Here is a 15,553-nt window from a genome sequence, read left to right as displayed (position 1 = left end):
TTCTCCTGGGGGGTGTTACGCGCGCACGCGATTGGTGCGCTGGGCGAGGATGACGGCGATGATGATCAACCCCTTGAGAACCTGCTGCCAGAAGCTCTGCACGCCGTACAGGTTGAGCAGGTTGTTGATCAGGACCAGGACGAGCACGCCGCCGAAGGTGGCGCGCACGGAGCCCTTGCCGCCGGCGAGGCTGGCCCCGCCGATGACGCAGGCGGCGATGGCGTCGAGTTCGAACGCGACGCCCACGCTGGGCTGGGCGATGCCGACCCGGCTGGCCAGGATCACGCCGGCCAGGCCGGCGCACAGGCCGGAAATGGTGTACGCCAGCACGATGTGCCGCCGCACGTTGATGCCGGCCAGCCGGACGGTCTCGGCGTTGCCGCCGATCGCGATGATCGACCGCCCCGCCGGTGTGCGGGTCAGGAACACCCCGCCCACGAGGAAGACGGCGAACATGATCACCGTGCTGACGGGGATCGGCCCGGCCATGGCCGACCCGAGGGAGAAGAACGCCGGGTCCTCGGGCGCGATCGGCACCTCGGAGTAGACGAACGCGAGCCCTCGGATGGTCGTCAGCGAGGCCAGCGTCACCACGAAGGGCGCCAGCCCGAACCGGGCCACCAGGACGCCGTTGACCAGCCCGAACCCGATGCCGGAGACGACCCCGACCGCCATCGCGGCGGGGATCGGCAGGCTGGAGACCAGCCCGGCGGTGAGGATCCCGGAGAAGGCCACGACCGACCCGACCGACAGGTCGATGCCGCCGGTGAGGATGACGACCAGCATCCCGTAGGCGAGCAGGCCGGTGGTGACCATCTGCTTGAGCAGGTTGGTCAGGTTGGTCTGGGTGAGGAAGTTCTCCGTGGTGATCGCGGCGACCGCGATCATCACCACGATCAGGCCCACGAAGGCGGCCGTGACGAGCACGTCGCGGGAGACCTTGGGCAGGGCGTTCACGCTCACGCGGCCACCCCGATCGCGTGCGCGAGCACCTCGTCCTCGGTCGTGCCCTCCGAGCGCAGCTCGCCGGCCAGCCGTCCCTCGCGCATGACGAGCACCCGGTCGGTGGCGCCGAGCACCTCGGTCAGGTCGGAGGAGATGAGCAGCACGGCCAGGCCCTCGCGGGCCAGGGCGTCGATCATCCGGTAGATGTCGACCCGGGTGGCCATGTCGACGCCTCGGGTGGGCTCGTCGAGGATGAGCACGCGCGGCTCGGCCAGCAGCCACTTGGCGAGCACGGCCTTCTGCTGGTTGCCGCCGCTGAGCGCGGCCACCGGCATGGTGGCGCACCGGGCGGGCTGGATGCTGAGCCGGTCGATCATCCCGGCGACCCTTTCCCTGCGCCCCGGCACGTCGATCAGCGGCCCCTTGGTGGAGGCCCGCATGGTCGCCAGGGCGATGTTGTCGAGCACGGTCATGCCGCCCACGAGGCCGGTCCGTTTCCGGTCCTCGGTCACCAGGGCCAGGCCGTGCGAGATCGCGTCGGCGGGGGAGCGGAACGCCCCGCTGCCGGAGGAGGCGGGCTCGGCGCCGAAGACGCACCGGGCCATCTCGCTGCGCCCCGAGCCGACCAGGCCGAACAGCCCGACGATCTCGCCGGAGCGGAGTTCGAAGGACACGTCGGAGAACTCGCCCCGGCGCGACAGCCCGGCCACCGTGAGCCGGGCCTCGCCGGGGGAGTCGCGCCGTTCGGGATAGATCTGTTCGAGCTTGCGCCCGGCCATCAGCCGGATCAGCTCGTCCTCCGACGTGCGGGCCGGTTCGGTGGTCTCGATGATGACGCCGTCCTTGATGACCACGATCGAGTCGGCCAGTTCCATCACCTCGGCGAGGCGGTGGGAGACGTACACGACCAGGACCCCGCGCGCCTTCAGGCGCCGGATCAGGTCGAACAGGGCGTCGAGGTCGCTCCCGGCCAGCACGGCCGAGGGCTCGTCGAGGACCAGGACCCGCACCTCGCCGGCCAGGGCCTTGGCGATCTCCACCATCTGCTGGCGCGCCACGGTGAGCCGCCCGGCGACGGTGCGCGGCTCGATGGCGCCGAACCCGGCGGCGTCGAGCAGCTCCTTGGCCTTGCGGTGGGCGGCGGGCCAGTCGATCAGCCCGCTCCGCCGCTTGGGGAACCGCCCCATCAGCAGGTTCTCGGTCACCGACAGGCCGGGCACGATCGACAGCTCCTGGTAGACCGTGCGGATGCCGCGCTCGTGCGCGTCGTGGGGCGAGCGCAGCCGGACCGGCTCGCCGTCGATGAGCATCTCGCCGGAGGACATCTCGTGCGCCCCGGCGAAGATCCGGATCAGCGTCGACTTGCCCGCGCCGTTGGCCCCGACGACGGCGAGCACTTCGCCGTCGCGTCCGGTGAGGTCGACGCCGTGGAGCACTTCCACGTCGCCGTAGCTCTTGCGGACGCCGCGGAGCTCAAGGCTCATCCGAAGGCCTCCATGACCAGCACGGTCTTCTGGCGGGTGAAGTCGAGCACGGTCTCGTGCAGGCCCTCGCGGTAGCCGCCGGTGTCCTTGGTGCCGCCGAACGGCAGGTTCTCGGCCCGGATCGCGGTCGAGCCGTTCACGATCACCCCGCCGACGTCGAGCAGCTTGGCCAGGGTGAACGCGCGGGAGACGTCCCGGGTGAACACCGAGGCGTGCAGGCCGTAGGGGGAGTCGGAGACCAGCGCCGCCGCCTCGACCGGGTCGGAGAAGCGGGCGATCGGGGCGACCGGCCCGAAGATCTCCTCCGCGAACGTCGGGCTCTCGACCGGCACGTCCACCAGCACCGCCGGGTCCACGAACGACCCCCGGCGGCCCCCGCCGACGACCAGGCGCGCGCCCTCGCCGACCAGCTTCCCGACGGCCTTCTCCACCTCCTCGGCGGCCTGCTCGGTGATCAGCGGCCCGACGTCGGTGCCGTCGTCCATCTGGTCGCCGACGACCAGCTTGGCCGCCTGCGCCGAGAGCTCGGCGACGAAGGCGTCGTGGACGCCGTCCTGGACGTACACCCGCTTGACCGCGCAGCAGATCTGGCCGTTGCCACGGGCCAGCCGCCCGAGGGTGACGGCGGTCGCGGCGGCCTCGATGTCGGCGTCGTCGCAGACGATCATCGCGTCGTTGCCGCCGAGTTCGAGGAAGACCTTCTTCAGCGTGCCGGAGGCCAGCCTGGCGATGGCCCGGCCGGCGTTGGTGCTGCCGGTGAGCGTGATCGCCGCGATGCCCGGGCCCTCGGCCAGGGTGGTCGAGACCGCGACGCCGCCGGTCACGACCTGGTGCGCGTACTCGGGGGCGCCGGCCTCCTCGACCAGTTCGGCGACCCTGATCAGGGCCATCGGGCACTTGGCCGGCGGCTGCACGATCACCGCGTTCCCGGCGGCCAGCGCGGCGGCGGCCTTGTGGGAGTACAGCTCCACCGGATAGTTGAACGGCACCAGCGCGGCCACCACACCGAGCGGCTCGCGGATCGTCACCGCGAGGTGGCGCTCCATGCCGGGCACCGCGTCCATCGGGGTCTGCCGCCCGAACAGCCGGGTCGCCTCGGCGGCGTAGCCGCGCCAGATGCGGATCGCCGCCTCGACCTCACCCCGGCACTGCGTCAACGGCTTGCCGTTCTCGCTCGCCAGCAGGCTCGCCAGCGACTCGGTCTCGCCCTCGATCAGGTCGGCCACCCGCCGTAACAGGGCCGCCCTCTCGTGACCGGGCATGGCCGCCATCGCCCGCTGCCCCTTCTGCGAACTGCCGATGGCGGCCATGACCGCGTCGGTTCCCAGGTCGGGCACCTCGCCGAGAGGCTCACCGGTCCCCGGATTCCGCACCACAATGGTCATCTGTCACTCCTTTTAGTGGTTGCCGCTCAGTGGTTGCCGCGCGGCCGTGAGCCCTTGGGCGGGCCGTAGCCGATGCGTTTGCTGATGTCGTCGGCCATCGCGCGGGCCTTGGGGGCGAGGCGGTGGCAGTCGTCGCGGCTGAACCGCGCGGCCGGGGCCGAGACGCTGAACGCGCCGACGGGCTCGCCGGAGGCGTTCTTGATCGCCAGGCCGACGCAGCGGACGCCTTCCTCGTTCTCCTCGTCGTCGATCGCGAACCCCTGGTCCCGCACCACGCCCAGCTCGGCGAGCAGGGCGTTCCCGGTGAGGGTCCGCGGGGTCCGGACCTCCAGAGGCCCGGCGAGGATCTCGTCGCGGCGGGAGGGCTTGAGCAGGGCGAGCATCGCCTTGCCCATCGCCGTGCAGTGCAGCGGCGCCCGTTTGCCGATGTGCGACACCAGGCGGATCGACTTGGCGCTCTCGACCTTGTCGACGTAGACGATCTGCTCGCCGACCAGCACCCCGAGGTGCACGGTCTCCCCGCTCACCTCCACCAGCTCGGACAGGTAGGGCCGGGCGGCGGCGCGCAGGCCGTCCTCGTCGAGGTACTGCCCGGCCAGCATGATCAGGGTCACCCCGAGCCGGTAGGACCCGGCCGGGTCACGGTCGAGGACACCGAGTTCGAGCAGGGACGTCACGTACCGGTGGGCGGTGCTGACGGCGATCCCGGCGCGGCTCGCGAGCGCGCCAAGGGTGATCCCGTCGCGCCCGGCGTCGGAGACGGCGTGCACCAGCTCGAAGGCTTTGTCGACGCTTGCTGATTTACGACCACTCTGCATTCGAGTTACTCGAATCTATTTTCATATTCTTGTAACATGCTTGCGAGAGTTGCATTGCCCTCAGATCCTGTCAAGCCCTTGTAGTTTGGGGCTTTTGTCGTGTATGTGGCTATTTGCGTCCAGTGCTGTCCAGTATTTGCGTATGAGTTTGTCGTTTTTGCAGACAAGAAAGGCCGGCCACGCGTGGTGACCGGCCTTCCTGGTGATCTAGTTAGGTGTGATCGAGTACGTCGCCCCCGCAACCGTGGAGAAAGTGATGACATCGTTGCTCACCGACGGCGACGCGCCGCCGGTGACGGTGACGCCGCGGCCCGGCCACGGGTTCTGCAGCCGCAGCTGCCCGCCTACCGTGCTCGTCACGTCGACGTAGCTCGCCTGGCCGCCGGCGCGCGCCGACGAGACGACGAACCCGCCCGGCGCCCGCAGCCGCACGAACGAGCCGTTCCGGCTCGACGGCCAGACCGGGAAGACCCGCATGATCCCCAGGTCGCTCTGGAGCAGCATGCTGTTGATCGCCTCGACCGCGCCCGACTTCTCCAGGCCGTGGTGCGGGTCGGTGACCCGCAGGTTGGCCGCCGACCGGTTGGCGATCTGGGTCTTCAGCCGGTCGATCAGCGACTGGGCCGGATAGCCGACCCGCGCGGCCTGGGTGAAGACCTTGGGGAAGGAGTTGTCCTGGCCCCAGGAGTTCATCGCGTCGAGCGTCTGGATCGCCACCTGGCGGTCGGCCGCCGGGCCGTTGATGCCCAGCGCCTCGCCGGGGTGGACGAACTCCAGGTTGACGGTGTTGTCCCCGGGCCGGATCGCCCGCCCGTCGGAGAGGGTGCCGGGGTCGCCCAGGGCGAACACCTGCTGGTTGTTGTACGTGGTCCGCGGGATCGGCGCCAGCCGGTTCAGCATGTCCTGCCAGGTGGCGCGCAGGCCCGCGTCGACGCCCAGGCGGTTGCTCGCGTCGATGGTCGTCGTGAGCAGCGTCCTCAGCATGCCCAGGTCGGCGCCGGAGTTACGGGCCCAGGTGCCCTCGTGGGGGCCGGAGTAGAGGTTGAAGCGGTTGTTCTCCAGCTGGAGCCAGTGCTGGAAGAAGGTGACGACCTCCTTCATGAAGGGGTAGCCGCGCTGGGACAGCCAGGTCTGGTCGCGGGTGTACTGCCAGTAGGAGACGTACTGGGTCGCGGTGAACAGGCTGTTGCCGACCTGCTGGTGGTAGTTGTCGTCGGCGGTCGCGCCGTTGGGCGCGATGCCCACCGGGAACAGCACCCCCGACGGGACGCCGCCGCTGGGGAACCGGCCGTTGACGTAGCCGGAGTTGACCCTGCGCAGGTCCTGGGCAGCCCTTCTCCTCGCCTCGGGGAGATAGGCGCTGACCAGGTCGAAGAGGGGCAGCGCGAGGTCCGCGCGGTTGGAGGAGTAGACGCCGTAGAAGTTGGCGATCCAGTTGTAGTTGAGGTGCATGTCGCCGCCCCACAACGGATAGTCCGTGGTGGCCCAGATGCCGAACAGCCCCGGCGCGGTCCTCCCGGCGCGGCTGGCCGAGCCGATGAAGTACTGGGCGGCGTAGTAGTAGCGCTCCAGCACGTCGTCGTCGAGGTCGACGTAGGACTTGAGCCAGTACTGCTTCCACCACTCGACGTGGTTGTCGTACTGCGTGGCGATCGACCCGCCGCTCTGCGCGTCGGCCAGGCTCCGGGCGGCCGGGGCCGGGTCGTTTCCGCTGGTCCCGCCGCCGGCGACGGCGGTGACGACGTCGACCGCGCCGCCCGCCGGGATGGCCACGGTGATCTGGTTGCCGCTCACGGTCTGGGCGCCGCCGATGACGCGGGTGGCCAGGGCCGCGCGGGAGGTCCACTGGCCCAAGGCGGTCTGGCGGGCGGCCCAGATCGTGCTTCCCGAGGTCCCCGCCGTGCTGGTGAACCCGGCCCGGCCGTTCTGGATCTGGGTCGTGTTGGAGACCCGGACGGTGGTGGCGGCCCCGGCCTGGACGCGGGTCACGACCAGGTTGTCGGTCGCGCCGACCCACGTGCGCAGGGTGACGGGCGCGCCGCCGAGGCTCATCGTGGTGTCGATGTCGCCCTTGAGGATGTTCTGCTCCTCGGTGAACGACGTGCCGCCGCCCCCGCCGCCGCTGCCGTTGTAGAGCTCGAACTGGCCGATGCGCGCCCGGGGGTTGGTGACGCTGTCGGAGGTGGTGCCCTGGGTCGGTTCGGAGATGCTCAGCCGGACGTAGCGGGCGGTGACGCCGGAGATCGTCCGGTCGGTCGTGGCGGCGGTGTTGTTCGTGACGGTGTCGCGGGTGGTCCAGGTGGCGTTGTCGGTGCTGGTCTGGAGGGTCCAGTTCTTCGTGGTGTTGGCCGTCTCGGCGGGGCGGGCGGCGGCGTCGTGGCGCAGGACGTACCGGCTGAAGGTCCTGGCCGAGCCGAGGTCGAGGGTGAGCGTCTGCGGCTTGCCGATGTCGGACACCCAGCCCTCGTAGCCGGAGCCCCAGCCGCCGTTGACGGCCCGGCTCGGCGGGAACGAGGAGTGGGAACTCGACGCGGTCGCGGCCGAGCCGAGCGCCAGGTTCGGCGAGCCGCTGCTGCTCACCGGATGGATCGACACCGACCCGAGGGCGACGAGCGACCGGTTGGGGCTGGCGGTCCAGAAGTCGCCCTTGGCGATCCGGAACGTCTTGAACCCGTCACCCCCGCCCGAGGTGACGCCGACGTCGCCGTTCCCGATGACCGCGGTGTCGGGCATCGTGTCGGTGACGGAGCCGGTGTAGGCCTGGTTGGTCCAGCGCCCCTTCACTGCTCCGACCAGGGACTGTACGGCTGCCCACTGCTGGTCGGGGGTGGGTGTGGCGGCCTGCGCTGAGGTCGCCGTGGACAGGGCGGCGAGCAGGGCGAGCGCGCTGACCATGGCTAAGCCACGCGTTCTGGTCATGGGGGTTGCCTTTCCGTGGTGGCCCGGCGAGGCTCGGATAACGTTATCCGGAACCGTAGATTGTTGCCGGGAGGTTTCACAGAGCGCCGAAAGTCACAAATTGACAACGCTGTTCGCTGATGACCGGCATGATGATCACGACGATCGAGGAGGCCTCATGGGCGTGGACGTGACGATCATGCGCGTCACCCGCCCGGGCAGCAGCCCGCGCAGACGCCGCCTCGACCCGGTCGACGCCTTCCTCGACGTGCGGGACGTGTTCGCCGATGTCTGCCGGGAGAGCCGCCTGCCGATGGTGCGCCGGGCCGACCCGTACGGATCGCTGATCCTGACCTCGGCGGAGATGCCGCAGTTCGTCGCCGAGCTGACCCAGACGCTCGCGCGGACCGAGGACGCGTCCGTGCGGAGCGTCGTGACGGAGATCCTCAGGCTGGGCGAGCTGTGCGCGGCCGACGCCGATCTCGAACTCCACCTGGAAGGCGACTAGGGCATGAGCGACGAACTCGCCGCGAGACTGGATCGGCAGGCCCTGCGCCTGCGCGAGTTCCTGTTCTTCTGGACGAGCGTGCTGAGCGGGGAGTTGTGACGGGAATACTCGGGCTTTGAAAACGGTTTTCGATCCCGTGAAGCGAAGTGACCTCCGTCCGCTGGTCCGGTTGCGGTCGAGTGCCGGAACAGGCGTGACCTACGTGACCAGGAAGAACCGGCGCAACGACCCCGACCGGATGGAGTTGCGCAAGTACGACAACGTCATCCGGCAGCACGTGACCTTCCGAGAGGAGCGATAGCGCATGAAGAAGGGCATCCACCCCGAGTACCGTCCCGTGGTCTTCCGCGACCCGAGCGCGGGCTTCGCGATCCTGACCAGGTCGACGGTGCGGTCGGACAAGACAGTGGAGTGGGAGGACGGCCAGACCTACCCGGTCGTGGACGTCGATGTCAGCTCCGCGAGCCACCCGTTCTACACGGGCAAGAGCCGCGTGGTGGACTCCGCCGGACGCGTCGAGCGCTTCCGCCGCCGCTACGCCAAGTGACGTCCTGAACTCCGGAGCCGGTCGGGCAGCAGCCCGGCCGGCTCTTCCAGTTCACAGAGCTTCTCGCCGCCGGTGATCTCGCCGAGCACCTGCTGGAGCTGGCTGATCCGGCGGTGGGCCTCCGCGACGAGGCTCTCGGCCAACCTCCGCCAGTCGCCGGGGGCCGGGTCCGGCGGGAGGTCGTCGAGGACCTGCCTGATCTCCGCGACCGACAGGCCGACCCGCTGGGCGACGCGGATGACCTTGGTGCGGCAGACGTCGGCGTCCTGGAACCGGCGCTGGTTCCCGCTGGTCCGCTCGGCGGACAGCAGGCCGTGGGCCTCGTAGAAACGTACAGCCGAGGGATTGACGCCGCTCGCACGGGCCAGGTCTCCGACCGTCAGGGCCATGCGGGCCTCCCGGGGTTGACTTCAACAAATGTTGAACTCCTAGTCTGCCCGCCATGACGACACAAGCGGTGCGGGTCTCCCGGTTCGGCGGCCCCGATGTGCTGGAGACGGTGGAGATCCCCGACCCGGTCGCGGGGGAGGGCGAGATCCTGGTCGACGTCGAGGTCAGCGACACCCTGCTGCTGGAGACCGTGGTGCGGTGGGGGCTGGGGCAGGACTACTGGCCGGTCCGGCCGCCGTACGTCCCCGGCGGGGGAGTGGCCGGGCGCGATCAGGACGGCCGGAGGGTGGCCGGATACACCGGCGGCTACGGCGGCTACGGCGGTTACGCCGGGAAGGCGGTGGCGGTGGCGGCCGTCGAGGTGCCCGGTGGCGTCTCGCTCCGGACGGCCGCCGCGCTGCTCCACGACGCCACGACCGCGCTGGCGCTGTTCGAGGCGACGAGGATCGGGCCGTCCGACACGGTGCTGGTCGTGGGGGCGAGCGGCGGGCTCGGGGCGCTGGAGGTGCAGCTCGCGAAGGCGCGCGGGGCCACCGTGATCGCGGTCGCCCGGGGGGTGAAGCTGGGCCGGCTGGGGGAGCTCGGCGCGGACGTGCTGGTCGACTCCGGGCGGCCGGAGTGGCCGCGCGCGGACGTGGTGCTGGACAACGTCGGCGGCGCGCTCGGCGCGGCGGCCGTGCCCCTGGTCAACCCCGGCGGCCGGTTCTCCGCGCACGGCGCGGCCGGTGGGGGGTTCACCACGGTCGACCGGCCGGACGTCACCGTCACCGGGATCGAGGTGGCGCAGCTGCCGGACCCCGACCGCCTGCGGCACCTGGCCCACGCGCTGGAGCTGGCCGCCGAGGGCGTGCTCCGGCCGCTCGTCGGGCAGACGTTCCCGCTGGCCGAGGCCGCCGCGGCGCACGCCGCCATGGAGGCCAGGACTGTCGTGGGCAAGACGTTGCTCATCAGCTGACCGGCCCCCCGGGTGGCACCCCGGAGGGCCGGCGATTCGGTTAGCTGATCCGGGTCAGCCGCCACTGCTGACTGGTCGCGGTCGAACAGGTGTTCTGCCGCAGCTGGGTCAGATCAGTTGAGTTGGGCACTTCGAGGCACAGGTTGCTGTGCCCCGCCTGGATCCTCCAGTTGGATCCCTGCGCCGTGAACCGGTAGGACTGGTTCGCGTTGGTGTGGCAGGTCCACTGGACGAGCAGGGCGCCCGTCGCGGTCGAGGCGCCCGACACGTCGATGCACTTGTTGGAGTGCGTCGGCTGGAGGCGGAAGGCCCCGCTGCCCGCGTCGACGAACCGGAACCGCTGGTTCGTCCCGCTGCCGGGCGACCACTGGACGACCCTTGCCCCGTCGGCCGTGGAGGCGCCCTCGATGTCCACCGCCTTGCTGGAGCCGACGTTGACGATCTGGTAGATCCCGCCGGCCACCGGCCCGGTGGTCGTGGGCGTCCCGCCGACCCCCTGACCCTGGAGGGTGAAGGAGTCGAGGTCGAACTGGTTGGCCGTCGAGTGCTTGAACACCAGGTAGAACGTCTGGCTGCCGCTCACCCCTGTCACGCTGCTGACGGCCGTCGAGGCGTAGGTGGTCCAGCCTCCCGTCGAGGGCACCGAGGTGGTCGAGAGCAGGGTCCCGGTCGGCGAGCCGGCCCGCAGCTCGATCGAACCGCCCGTGGAGATCGAGGACACCCGGTAGGAGATGCCGGTCACCCCCTGGGTCGCCATGGGCGCGAACGAGATCCAGTCGTTGTTGGAGATGTCGCCGACCCGGTTGCCGTCCTGGGCCGTCGTGTCCGCCACGACCCGGACCCCGGAGGAGCTCGCGAAGTGCTCGGCCTGCTTCATCTTGGGCTGGAGGATCAGCTCCGCGCCCTTGCTGAGGCCGCCACTGTCGGTGTAGGTGGCCGAGAGCACGTAGAACACGTTCTGCGTGGCGTCGTGCCCCGACTGCTGGGTCGTGATGGTCGCCGAACAGCCGGTGCGCTGATCGACGTCGTGACTGTGCGTGTCGTGCCCCAGGGCGATGATGACCTGGACGCGCGAGCAGTCGATGGCGCCGTCCTCCGCGTCGCTGCCGGTGATCGTGTACGAGATCGTGTCGCCGAAGTCGAACGCGCCGCCGTTCGGCGGTGCGCTGAACTGGAGGGTCGGCGCCGTGTTGCCCACGACGATCGGCACGGTGGCAGTGCCGGTCTTGCCGCCGGCGTCCCGGACCGTCAGGCGCGCGGTGTAGTTGCCGTTGGAGGAGTAGGTGAAGCTCGGGTTGGCCGACGTCGAGTCGACCGAGCCGTTGTCGGTGAAGTCCCACGCGTAGGTGATCGCGTCACCGTCGGGGTCGGCCGAGCCCGACGACGAGAACTGCACCGTCAGCGGCGCCTGGCCGGAGGTCGGCGTGCCCGACGCCCGCGCCTGCGGAGCCCGGGAGCCGTTGATGTAGTCGATGCGGTAGACGCCGTCGTCGGTGTTGGTGCCGCCGAAACCGCTACCCCAATCGATCATGTAGAGCGAGCCGTCGGGCCCGAACTTCATGTCCATCGGCGATCGGAACTGCATCGACGACAGGAACCGGTTGACCTTCAGCAGGTTGCCCGAGTTGTCCAGGCGCATCTCGGCGAGGAAGTTCCGGCTCCACTCGTAGAAGAACGGAGTGTCGTCGAAGTACTGCGGGAACTTCGTGTCCGAGACGAGGTTCGGGTCGAAGTGGTAGAACGGGCCGCCCATCGGGGCCGCGCCGCCGCTGTTGCCCATCTCGGGCCACGCGGTGTTGCCGCTGTAGGAGTACCAGACGTTCGCCGCCCGCGCGGCCGGGAGCGTCTGGAGACCCGTGTTGTTGGGCGAGGTGTTGGTCGGGTTGGAGCAGTTGAACAGCGCGCCCGACTGGTTGGTGGCGAAGTTGAAGTCGTTGTACGGGGTGTTGTTGCCGGTGCAGTAGGGCCAGCCGTAGAACCCCGGCGACTTGATCAGGTTGTACTCGACGATTCCGGCCGGGCCGCGGCTGGAGTTGGCCGAACCCGCGTCGGGGCCGTAGTCGGCCATCGAGATCCAGCCGTTCTCCTTGTTCACCGCGAACCGGAACGGGTTCCGGAAGCCCATCGCGTAGATCTCCGGGCGGGTGTTGGCGGTGCCCTGCGCGAACATGTTGCCGCTCGGGATCGTGTACGTCCCGTTGCTCTCCGGGTGGATGCGGAGGATCTTGCCGCGCAGGTCGTTGGTGTTGGCGGCGGTGCGCTGCGCGTCGAAGTGGGCGCGGCCCGAGCGCTCGTCGATCGGCGCGTAGCCGGACGAGGCGTTCGGGTTCACGTCGTCGCCGACGCCGATGTACAGGTTGCCGTTCGGGCCGAACGTCAGGTAGCCGCCCGTGTGCCCCGGCTCGTCGATGCGCTCGGCCGGGATGGTGAGCAGGATCTGCTCGTTGCTCAGCGCGTTGGGCGCGTTGGCGGCGGTGTACGTGAACCTCGACACCCGCACGATCGACTGGCTGCCGGTCGGCGAGTAGTAGAGATAGATGTACCGGTTCGACGCGAAGTTCGGATCGAGGGCCAGGCCGACCAGGCCGTCCTCACCGCCGGTGTAGACGCTGAGGGTGTGCGCGGTCGCGATCTGGCCGTTCGACGGGTTGATCGTCTTGAGCTGGCCGGCCCGGCTGGCGTAGAACACCGTCTTGTCGGGCGCGATGTCGAGCTGCATCGGCTGGTTGGGCGCCGAGTCGAGGGTCACCTTCTGGAAACGGTTCCAGACGGTGCCGCCGCAGTCGCCGGCCAGTTCGCCGCCGGCCCAGCGGATGCCGCCCAGCACGTGCTGCTGGAAGTAGGCCTCGCTGTAGGTCGAGGCGGTGTGGCCCATGGCCGTCGCCCAGACCTTCGCCGTGCCGACCTCACGGCACCACGAGATCGGGTGGTCGTGCCCCATGGCGTTGCCGCCGGGGGAGTAGGTCGTCTCGTCGGCCGTCACCAGGATGTGGGCGTCGCCGCGGATGCTGCGGTCGAAGTTGTACCACTCCTCGGTCCGCGTCCAGCGGTCAGGCAACCCGGACGTGGACGGATGAACGTCGTCGGCCACCTTGGCGGTGCCCTGGACGATGTTGGAGTGGGCCGGCATGTGCGCGCCCGCCTGGATCAGGTTGTCCCAGTAGGGGAACGTCGACTCGATGCCCATGTCGGTGGCGTTGTGGATGGCGACGATGCCGCCGCCGCCCTCGACGTAGGCCTGCAGGGCCTGGCGCTGGGAGTCGTTGTCCCAGACCATGCCCGAGTTCTGCAGCATGATGACCACGTCGAAGGTGGCCAGGTTGGACGTGGTGAACGAGCTGGAGTTGTTGCTCTGGACGACCTCGAAGTTGTTCGCGGCCGCCATGTTGTTGATCATCGTGACGCCCGCTGAGATCGAGTCGTGCACGTAGCCGGCCGTCTCGGTGAACAGCAGCGCCCGGAAGTTCGGGGCCGCCGCGGCGGGGGCTGGTAGCGCTAACACCAACAGCAGCGGGGTCAGGAGGGCGATCAGGTACCTGCGCATTGCGCTCCCTGGGAGGGTGCGGGATGGTTCAGAGAGCCCGGAGGAAAGCGAGCCCGTCGGTTGCCAGGGCGTCCTGGCTCCGGGCCAGGGGCCGCCAGATGGAGGCGGCCGTGGCGATGGTGCGGTTCTCGGCGGTGAACGACTCGATCACGAGCGGTCCTGCGTACCCGATCTCGGTCACCGCGTCGATGAAGGATTTCCAGTCGAAGTGGTCGTCTCCGGGCGCTCCCCTGTCCGTCCCGCACACCTGGATGTGCGCGACCCTCTCACCGGCGAGGCGCACGGCCTCGGCGGGACTCTTCTCCTCGATGTTCATGTGGTACGAGTCGAGCATGATCCCGCAGTGGTCCGGGATGGCCTCAAGGGCCTGCTCGACGGTGTTGACCAGGCTGGTCTCGTACCGGTTGAGCGCCTCGACGCCGACCCGCACGCCACGTTCGGCGGCGTAGTCGACGACGGGCGTCAGGTTCTCGCGCAGCTCACGGTAGGCGGCCCGGCGCTCCTCGGCGGAGAGCAGCCAGGTGCGGCCCACCGACGAGTAGGCGGGCCCGCCGATCGCGGGGGCCCCGACCCGCGCGGCCACATCGACGACGTGCCGCAGGTAGTCCTGGGTCTCCCGGACCACGTCGGCCGAGGCGGCGACGAGCTCGCGGCCCGGCGGCATCACCAGCGCCACCGACGCCGCCAGGCCGTGTTCGGCCAGGACGTCGGCGGCCCGTCCGGGATCCCAGTCGCCCGGGTTCTCCACGGGGAGTTCGAGCACGTCGAACCCCCAGCCGGCGACCCGGGGCGCGAGCGCCGCCAGGTCGCCGTCGGTCAGCGGCGACACCCAGACCCAGGTGTTGACGCCGATGGGGAGCATCTACTTCCCGCCCCACTTCCCGGGGAAGCCGGGCATGGACTCGCAGCCGCACAGCGCGTAGTGCAGCAGCGGCATGTCGGGCTGGAGGTAGGTGTCGAGGGACTCCTGGGTGATCTTCGGCTGGGGCAGGTTCCACTGCTTGGGAACCTCCTCGCCCTTGAGGATCTTCAGGGCCGCGATGATCGGGGTCCGCCACTGGTAGGTGGGATAGGTGGGCGCGACGGCGGTCAGCTTGCCGTCCTTCCACTTCTGCAGGAAGTCCTGCTGGTCCTCGCCGACGAAGGCGGGGACGGGCACCCCGGCGTCCTCGAACGCCTCGATGGCGGCCACGGCGGTCGCGCCCGCGTCCATCCAGACGCCGTCGATCTTGCCGTGGCGGGCGATGTAGTCGGACACGATGCTCTTGGTCTTGGCGGCGTCGCCGTCGGTGAACTCGACGCCGACCACCTGGAGCTGCGACTTGTCGAAGGCGACCTTGGCGGCGGCCCAGCGGTTCTCCAGCACGTCGACGCCGGGCAGGATGCGCAGCGCCAGCACCTTGCCGCCGGCCGGGACCTTCTCGATGAGGAACTCCGCGCCGTCGGCGCCGAAGGCGTACCCGCCGATGGGCTTGATGAAGGTCACCGGGCAGTCGGTCTCGACACCGCGGTCGAAGACGATGACCGGGACCTCGGGGCAGGCGCCCGAGACGGCCGGGGTCAGCGTCGCCGTGGTGTTCGGCGAGATGATCAGGGCGTCGCAGCCCTTGGCCTGGAGCTCGGCGATGTCGGAGATCTGCTTGTCGTCCTTGCCCTCGGCGTCGAGGGCGGTGAACTCCTTGATGTCCTTGTGCAGGGCGACCTCCTCCTGCATGGTCGTCCAGCCGACCTGCCGCCACGGGTTGTTGACCGCGGCGTTGGAGAAGCAGAGGTGGTAGGGGCCGTCCTTCTTGTACTTGGCGGTGTCGACCATCTGGGGCGCGATGGCCTGCTCCCACGGCTTGTCGGCGGGCCCTTCGGCCGTCTGCGACCGCATCGCCAGCTGGGCGTCGTAGTCGGCCTGGACGAAGAACTCCGACTGCTCACCGGTCCCGGCCGAGGCCGGCGCCGAGGTCGTGGCGGGGGCCGCGCTCGCTCCCGGGTCCGCGGGGGCGCTGGCCCCGGTGGGCGGCAGGTCGCTGGCACATCCGGCGGCGAGCAAGGCCGAGGCGGCGAAGGCCACCAGTAATCGACGCATGG

13 protein-coding genes are annotated in these 15,553 nt (G+C 70.0%); 4 read left to right on the top strand and 9 right to left on the bottom strand.

All coding sequences use genetic code 11. The annotated features are described in order from the left end of the window. Positions 1 to 15: 15 nt before the first annotated feature. The 5 genes from AW270_RS17560 to AW270_RS17540 form a co-directional block, all read right to left on the bottom strand. Positions 16 to 963: an ABC transporter permease gene (locus AW270_RS17560; RefSeq protein ID WP_218009248.1), complete on the bottom strand. Its 948-nt coding sequence runs from the start codon at positions 961 to 963 to the stop codon at positions 16 to 18. Continuing rightward, positions 960 to 2,429 (bottom strand): sugar ABC transporter ATP-binding protein, encoded by a 1,470-nt coding sequence (locus AW270_RS17555; RefSeq protein WP_061295425.1) that lies wholly within the window; start codon positions 2,427 to 2,429, stop codon positions 960 to 962. Before AW270_RS17555 ends, AW270_RS17560 begins: the two co-directional genes overlap by 4 nt. Continuing rightward, positions 2,426 to 3,814 carry an aldehyde dehydrogenase family protein gene (locus AW270_RS17550; RefSeq protein WP_061295424.1) on the bottom strand — a complete coding sequence of 463 codons (1,389 nt, stop codon included), beginning with the start codon at positions 3,812 to 3,814 and terminating at the stop codon, positions 2,426 to 2,428. Before AW270_RS17550 ends, AW270_RS17555 begins: the two co-directional genes overlap by 4 nt. Positions 3,815 to 3,840: 26 nt before the next feature. Further along, positions 3,841 to 4,632, bottom strand: a complete 792-nt coding sequence (locus tag AW270_RS17545; protein ID WP_063819235.1) for an IclR family transcriptional regulator — start codon at positions 4,630 to 4,632, stop codon at positions 3,841 to 3,843. Positions 4,633 to 4,839: 207 nt separating this feature from the next. Beyond that, positions 4,840 to 7,551, bottom strand: a complete 2,712-nt coding sequence (locus AW270_RS17540) for a discoidin domain-containing protein (protein WP_082801621.1) — start codon at positions 7,549 to 7,551, stop codon at positions 4,840 to 4,842. Positions 7,552 to 7,708: 157 nt separating this feature from the next. On the opposite strand from AW270_RS17540, the gene AW270_RS17535 reads away from it, so the two are divergent. The 3 genes from AW270_RS17535 to AW270_RS17525 all read left to right on the top strand — a co-directional run bounded on the left by AW270_RS17535 (position 7,709) and on the right by AW270_RS17525 (position 8,585). Continuing rightward, on the top strand, positions 7,709 to 8,038 hold the full coding sequence (locus tag AW270_RS17535) for a hypothetical protein (protein ID WP_061295421.1): 330 nt from the start codon (positions 7,709 to 7,711) through the stop codon (positions 8,036 to 8,038). A 136-nt stretch (positions 8,039 to 8,174) separates the two neighbouring features. After that, positions 8,175 to 8,339 carry a 50S ribosomal protein L33 gene (rpmG, locus tag AW270_RS17530; RefSeq protein WP_061295420.1) on the top strand — a complete coding sequence of 55 codons (165 nt, stop codon included), beginning with the start codon at positions 8,175 to 8,177 and terminating at the stop codon, positions 8,337 to 8,339. 3 nt (positions 8,340 to 8,342) lie between these two features. Continuing rightward, positions 8,343 to 8,585 carry a type B 50S ribosomal protein L31 gene (locus tag AW270_RS17525; RefSeq protein ID WP_061295419.1) on the top strand — a complete coding sequence of 81 codons (243 nt, stop codon included), beginning with the start codon at positions 8,343 to 8,345 and terminating at the stop codon, positions 8,583 to 8,585. Here the strand turns inward: AW270_RS17525 and AW270_RS17520 are convergent. Next, the gene (locus AW270_RS17520) at positions 8,573 to 8,974 is read right to left on the bottom strand and encodes a MerR family transcriptional regulator (RefSeq protein ID WP_061295418.1); all 402 of its coding nucleotides are present in this window, start codon (positions 8,972 to 8,974) and stop codon (positions 8,573 to 8,575) included. The genes AW270_RS17525 and AW270_RS17520 overlap by 13 nt on opposite strands. Before the next feature lie 53 nt (positions 8,975 to 9,027). Here AW270_RS17520 and AW270_RS17515 point away from each other — a divergent pair, with 53 nt between their 5' ends. Then, positions 9,028 to 9,930 (top strand): zinc-binding dehydrogenase, encoded by a 903-nt coding sequence (locus AW270_RS17515; protein ID WP_061295417.1) that lies wholly within the window; start codon positions 9,028 to 9,030, stop codon positions 9,928 to 9,930. Positions 9,931 to 9,970: 40 nt separating this feature from the next. On the opposite strand, the gene AW270_RS17510 is transcribed toward AW270_RS17515, so the two are convergent. Genes AW270_RS17510 through AW270_RS17500 form a run of 3 tightly spaced genes read right to left on the bottom strand, consistent with a single transcriptional unit; the run spans position 9,971 to position 15,551 of the window. After that, positions 9,971 to 13,474: a ThuA domain-containing protein gene (locus AW270_RS17510; protein ID WP_061295416.1), complete on the bottom strand. Its 3,504-nt coding sequence runs from the start codon at positions 13,472 to 13,474 to the stop codon at positions 9,971 to 9,973. Between the two features lie 28 nt (positions 13,475 to 13,502). Continuing rightward, positions 13,503 to 14,336, bottom strand: coding sequence for a sugar phosphate isomerase/epimerase family protein (locus AW270_RS17505; RefSeq protein ID WP_061295415.1), 834 nt, complete (start codon positions 14,334 to 14,336; stop codon positions 13,503 to 13,505). Beyond that, entirely contained in the window at positions 14,337 to 15,551 is a 1,215-nt protein-coding gene (locus AW270_RS17500) for a substrate-binding domain-containing protein (protein ID WP_061295414.1), read from the bottom strand. Positions 15,552 to 15,553 lie beyond the last annotated feature (2 nt).

It is taken from the genome of Herbidospora cretacea (assembly GCF_001570605.1).
GTDB lineage: Bacteria > Actinomycetota > Actinomycetes > Streptosporangiales > Streptosporangiaceae > Herbidospora > Herbidospora cretacea.
This window is presented reverse-complemented; position numbering and strand designations above follow the sequence as displayed.

Bases quoted from the DNA above. Each gene is read 5' to 3' on its own strand.
- AW270_RS17545 (WP_063819235.1), bottom strand. From the start codon at position 4,632: ATGCAGAGTGGTCGTAAATCAGCAAGCGTCGACAAAGCCTTCGAGCTG.
- AW270_RS17540 (WP_082801621.1), bottom strand. From the start codon at position 7,551: ATGACCAGAACGCGTGGCTTAGCCATGGTCAGCGCGCTCGCCCTGCTC.
- AW270_RS17500 (WP_061295414.1), bottom strand. From the start codon at position 15,551: ATGCGTCGATTACTGGTGGCCTTCGCCGCCTCGGCCTTGCTCGCCGCC.
- AW270_RS17510 (WP_061295416.1), bottom strand. From the start codon at position 13,474: ATGCGCAGGTACCTGATCGCCCTCCTGACCCCGCTGCTGTTGGTGTTA.
- AW270_RS17555 (WP_061295425.1), bottom strand. From the start codon at position 2,429: ATGAGCCTTGAGCTCCGCGGCGTCCGCAAGAGCTACGGCGACGTGGAA.
- AW270_RS17520 (WP_061295418.1), bottom strand. From the start codon at position 8,974: ATGGCCCTGACGGTCGGAGACCTGGCCCGTGCGAGCGGCGTCAATCCC.
- AW270_RS17535 (WP_061295421.1), top strand. From the start codon at position 7,709: ATGGGCGTGGACGTGACGATCATGCGCGTCACCCGCCCGGGCAGCAGC.
- AW270_RS17525 (WP_061295419.1), top strand. From the start codon at position 8,343: ATGAAGAAGGGCATCCACCCCGAGTACCGTCCCGTGGTCTTCCGCGAC.
- AW270_RS17550 (WP_061295424.1), bottom strand. From the start codon at position 3,814: ATGACCATTGTGGTGCGGAATCCGGGGACCGGTGAGCCTCTCGGCGAG.
- AW270_RS17515 (WP_061295417.1), top strand. From the start codon at position 9,028: ATGACGACACAAGCGGTGCGGGTCTCCCGGTTCGGCGGCCCCGATGTG.
- AW270_RS17505 (WP_061295415.1), bottom strand. From the start codon at position 14,336: ATGCTCCCCATCGGCGTCAACACCTGGGTCTGGGTGTCGCCGCTGACC.